The following is a 4,665-nucleotide window of genomic DNA, read 5'->3' on the forward strand; positions in this document are numbered from 1 at the left end:
GTCCAGCTGCGTCAGAAGGGTACTCGTCGACTGGGACGGGTCGTTGAACAGGGAGGTCCCAACCTTCCAGAACTGCTGCTCGTAGGTCGGGTAGTGCAGGTACTCGATCGGCGAAACCTGGGAGTGACCGGCGTTGAAGGCGTCCACGTAGGCGGTGGCCTTCGTCATGGTTGGGCTTGGCACGCTCCTCAGCGTCGTGAAGGAGTTCTCTGCGGCGAGGTAGCGGCTGTCGTTCGCGGGGTCAGCCATGAACGCGACGTATTTCTCTGCGGCGTCCTTATGGGAGCTTGCCGCGTTGACACCCCAACCCGATCCCACGAACGTCACGCCGTTGGGCTGGCTGCCCGCGTCCCCACCAGGGAACGGGTTGAAGGAGAAGTCGAACTTGGCGTTCTTCTCGAAGTTCTGCAATTCCCACGCCCCCATCACGGTGAAGGCCCACTTGCCGGAGGTGAAGTCGGCGTTGCCGGTGTTGAACGGCTCGATTCCGTTCATCAGTTTGCCGTCCACGGTGCCGGAGGTCAGGAGTTCCTTGATGTGGTCGAAGACTGGCGAGTAAGTCGGGTTCCAGCTCGACTGGCCGGTGTCGTATCCCGCCCCCCAGGATGAGGGCAGGAGGTTTGCCGCGAGTGCCAGGGTCAGCTGCTCACTGGTCCAGCCGCCCTGGTTGGCGAGCAGCAGCCCGGGCTGCCCGGCCGTCTTGAGCTTCTGCAGGGCTGTGAGGAAGTCCGGCCAAGTCTGTGGCACGGTCGTGATGCCGGCCTTCTTGAGGATGTCGAGGTTGGCGTAGAGGCCGATCGGGATGTTCTGCTGCGTGAAGGCGTAGGTCTTGCCGTCGATCTGGCCGAAGGGGGCGACGTTCGGCAACAGTTGCGTGGCCCAGGCCTGGTCGCTGAGGTCCGCGAGGTAGCCCTGCTTCTGCCACTGTTGGACGCGCGTGGGGTTTGTCATGAGCACGTCGGCCGCGGTGCCGGCGGCGAGGCGCGTGTTGTTGTACTGGTCGTACTCGCCGTTCGCGACGTACTTGTACTCGATCTTGATGTCTGGGTATTTCTTCTGGAAGTCCGCGTTGATCTGGGGGATGTCGGCCAGCTCGGTTCCGCCGCCCTCGAATCCGACGACGGTGAGCGTGGTCTTGCCGTCGCCACCCGTCGCGTCTGCCCCTGACGAGCATCCGGCGAGCACCAGTGCGGCCGCGGTGGCGGCGGCAGCCGTGATGAACTTCTTACGCATGGGAGTCCACTTCCTTGTGATGTGATGATGGTTCGGCGTCGCGGGATGCGATCGCCTCGGGTGCTTCTTCTCGTGCCCTGGCACTCTCTGGGTCGCGCGGTCGGGTGTCGACGAGTTCGTAGGCCGCTGGCCGCGACTGGATCTCGTGCAGGAGGCGAAGCTCGAATTTCGGCGCGCGGCCGAAGTCGAGGATGCCGTTCTTCTCTTGGAAGACGTCGGTGAGCTGGGTGTAGCAGTAGCCGAACATGTCGGGGTCGTCGAGCAGGGTGTCGACCAACCGGCGGAAGCGCTCGAGCCACTCCTGCCGCGTTGCCGGCGCTTCGCCGTAGCCCCACGATGTGTCGCCGTCCCCGTCCACATCGGACCACCAGATGCCGCCGAACTCGCTGCAGAAGTACGGCTGGCCCCCGTACGGCAGGGACCACACGGTCCCGTCGGGCGCGGAGTTGACGTAGGGGCGACCGTCAGCGAGACCACTCATGAGGCGCGCGAAGGCATCAGGATCTTGCTCGTAGAGGTGGGAATCGTAGATGTCGGCTCCGGGGACGCGGTGCGCGTAGCCGGAGGCGTCGATGACAGGGCGCGTGGGGTCGATCGCCTTGGTGATCGAATAGAGCGCCTTCGTTGCGTCATCGAGCACCGTCAATCTCGTGCTGATTGGCTCGTAGGTCTCGTTGAGGGGGCACCAGCCGATGATCGAAGGATGCGAGAGGTCCCGGGTGAGGGCCTCCACCCATTCGGTCACGAAGGACACTGTGGGCTCCTGCCGTCCTGCGGAGTCAACGTTGGCGCCCCAGTCCCCGAACTCGCCCCAAACGAGGTAGCCCAGTCGATCGGCGTGGAAGAGGTAGCGCTCTTCGAAGACCTTTTGGTGCAACCGCGCGCCGTTGAATCCCGCGGCCTTCGCCAGCGTGATGTCGGCTTCGAGGGCCTCATCGCTCGGCGCCGTCATGAGGGTGTCCGCCCAGTAGCCCTGATCGAGTACGAGTCGCTGGAAAACGGGGAGGCCGTTGAGCAGGACGCGACGTCCGTCGATCGCCACCGAGCGCATCCCGGCATAGCTTTCGAGTTCATCGACGACGACCGCTCCGTCCTCGAGCAGGGTGAAGCTGACCCGGTAGAGATGGGGGTCCTCGGGCGACCATGTGCGCAGGCGGTCGTCCGGGATGCACAGCGTGAGCACGGGGGTAACCTGCGCGACGACTGGCGCTGACCCGGAGGCGACGAGCCCGCCGTCGTCGGACACTTCGACCCGGGCGGTGAGGCCTGCCCTAGGGGCTACGACGTCCAACTCCACAGCGAAGGACGACGACGGGAGGTCGGGACGGATGACCGGGCGCCCGAAGCGCGCGGCGGGCACCGGCTCGAGCCACACGGTCTGCCAGATCCCCGTGGTACGGGTATAGAAGGCCTCGTAGTTCTCCGTCCGGCGGGATTGTTTGCCGCGCGCCTGAACCGACTGGGAATCGTCCTCGACGAGGACGGACAGGACAAACGTACCGTCCGCGACCGCGTCGGTGATGTCGAAGGAGAATGGGGTGAAGCCACCGCGGTGCCGGCCGACCTCGACGTCGTCGATCCAAACCGTGCTGTAGAAGTCGGCCGCGCCGAAGTGCAGCAGGAGTCGGTCACCGGACCAGTCCTGGGGGACTGCCACTTCGCGCCGGTACCGCACGGCGTCGAGGAAGTCGGTGTGGCCGATCCCCGAACGGACCGACTCCGGGGCGAACGGCACGAGGATGGTTCGCTCGAGACTCCAGCCCGACGGCGCCCCTTCCTGGGGGCCGAGACCGAAGTCCCACACCCCGTTCAGATTGAGCCACCGGTCGCGTGCGAACTGCGGGCGCGGATACTCCGGCCGGGGCACGGACTCATCAGCGGACGCCGTTGTCAGATCGTCAATTTTCCTCGATGCAAATGCAACTCGATGATGCTAACCGAGGTTTGCCTCGATGCAAATAGCTGGTGGGGAAATATTCAGATCCGATCCAGCGCCTCCGTGCCGCGGGGTCAGATGGTGGGAGCGCTCTCCCTGATCACGAGCCGATGCGGGCCAATGAGGACCTCGGGTTCGAGCTCCTCCCCGCTGAGGCGCCGGGTGATGCGATCCAGTGCGGTGTCGGCGATCCACAGCTTGTCCGGACTCACGGTGGTCAGCGAGGGGAACGCGAACTGTCCGTCCTCAATGTCGTCCCACCCGACCACGGCGATCTCGTCCGGGACTGATATCCCGGTCTCATGCAGAACGCGCAGCGCGCCGAGCGCCAATGCGTCTGAGAAGCAGAAGATCGCATCCGGGCGGCCTCCCGCTCCCATCAGGCGCCGCATCGCCGCCGCGCCCTGAGTCCGGCTGAATCCGTCCACGTATTCCACGATCTCGGGCAGCCCGAGATCGCTGTGCGAGCGGATGGCTGCGCGGTACCCATCGAGGCGAAGCGAGCTCGAATTGTGGCCCGTGCGTTCGGCGCCGATGGCGGCTATGCGGCGGCGGCCCTGCCTGACCAGGTGCTCCACGGCCTCGCGGGCGGCCCGAAAGTTGTCGATCATCACCTTGTCGAAGCCCGGGAACTCGTCCTCGCCGAGAAATACCAGCGGCCCCGCGGCGAATCCCTCGAGGTCCTCGGCCTGAAGGGCCAGCGGGCTCAGCACGAGTGCGTCGAACAGCGAGCCTCCGGAGGTCCTGCGCAGGAGCGCCAGCTCGCGATCGCGGTCACCGTTCGTCTGGTCCACCACGACAGTGAGGCCCCGCTCGGCGCCCCCCTCCACGAAGGCGCGGGTCAGCTCGGCGAAGTAGGCCGTGTCCAGCTCGGGGAGCATCAGCCCGATGAGTCCCGACCGGCCCACCTTCAGACTCCGGGCGAGCTCGCTCGGCCGATACTCGAGCTCATTGATTGCACGCAGTACGCGCTCCCGTGTTGCCGGCGCGACATGGTCGAACCCGTTGACCACGTTCGACACCGTCCGCACCGACACGTTCGCCGCCTCTGCGACTTCGCGACGCGACGCCACTGGACTCCCCTCGATGATTTGGTGCTGTTGCCACGAGGCAAACAGCCAAAATCATCCTAACCTCGGGAACGGCGGGTCGGCATCGAGGCGGCTGGCCGACACGTGGGGCCAGCGCCAGTTCCTGGTGAATGCGCCTCACCGGATCCCCGTGTCGCACGAGATGTCCGCGCGCGCGGCCGAACCTGGCGGCACCGTCACGCGGGTGTCGGGGCAGCGCGGCCAGCCGTTCGCGGTGACGACGACGAGGACGTAGGTGCCGGGGGAGAGGCCCAGCGCGTAGCGGCCGAAGGAGTCACTGGTCGCCGACGCTAACGTGCTGCCACCCGAGTCGCGGGCCTCGACGACGGCCGAGACCGGGCGTGGGGGACACGGCTGGTCCGGTCGCTCGACCGGGCAGGTCGGCCCGGCCGTGATGTAGCCGTA

At 66.2% G+C, this 4,665-nt stretch carries 4 protein-coding genes; all 4 read right to left on the reverse strand.

Going from position 1 to position 4,665, the window contains the following annotated elements; all coding sequences use genetic code 11:
* Positions 1–1,233: ABC transporter substrate-binding protein (locus tag ACLN58_RS18160; protein WP_415856646.1), on the reverse strand; the 1,233-nt coding region annotated here is incomplete at its 3' end.
* Complete coding sequence (locus ACLN58_RS18165) at positions 1,226–3,100, reverse strand: glycoside hydrolase family 2 protein (protein ID WP_415856647.1); 1,875 nt, start codon at positions 3,098–3,100, stop codon at positions 1,226–1,228. The genes ACLN58_RS18165 and ACLN58_RS18160, both read right to left, overlap by 8 nt.
* Positions 3,101–3,243: 143 nt before the next feature.
* On the reverse strand, positions 3,244–4,242 hold the full coding sequence (locus ACLN58_RS18170) for a LacI family DNA-binding transcriptional regulator (protein ID WP_415856648.1): 999 nt from the start codon (positions 4,240–4,242) through the stop codon (positions 3,244–3,246).
* A gap of 135 nt (positions 4,243–4,377) precedes the next feature.
* Positions 4,378–4,665, reverse strand: a 288-nt coding sequence (locus ACLN58_RS18175; protein WP_415856649.1) for a carboxypeptidase-like regulatory domain-containing protein, incomplete at its 5' end; no start/stop codon positions are given.

The sequence above is a fragment of the Sinomonas sp. G460-2 genome (assembly GCF_047759905.1).
Lineage (GTDB): Bacteria > Actinomycetota > Actinomycetes > Actinomycetales > Micrococcaceae > Sinomonas.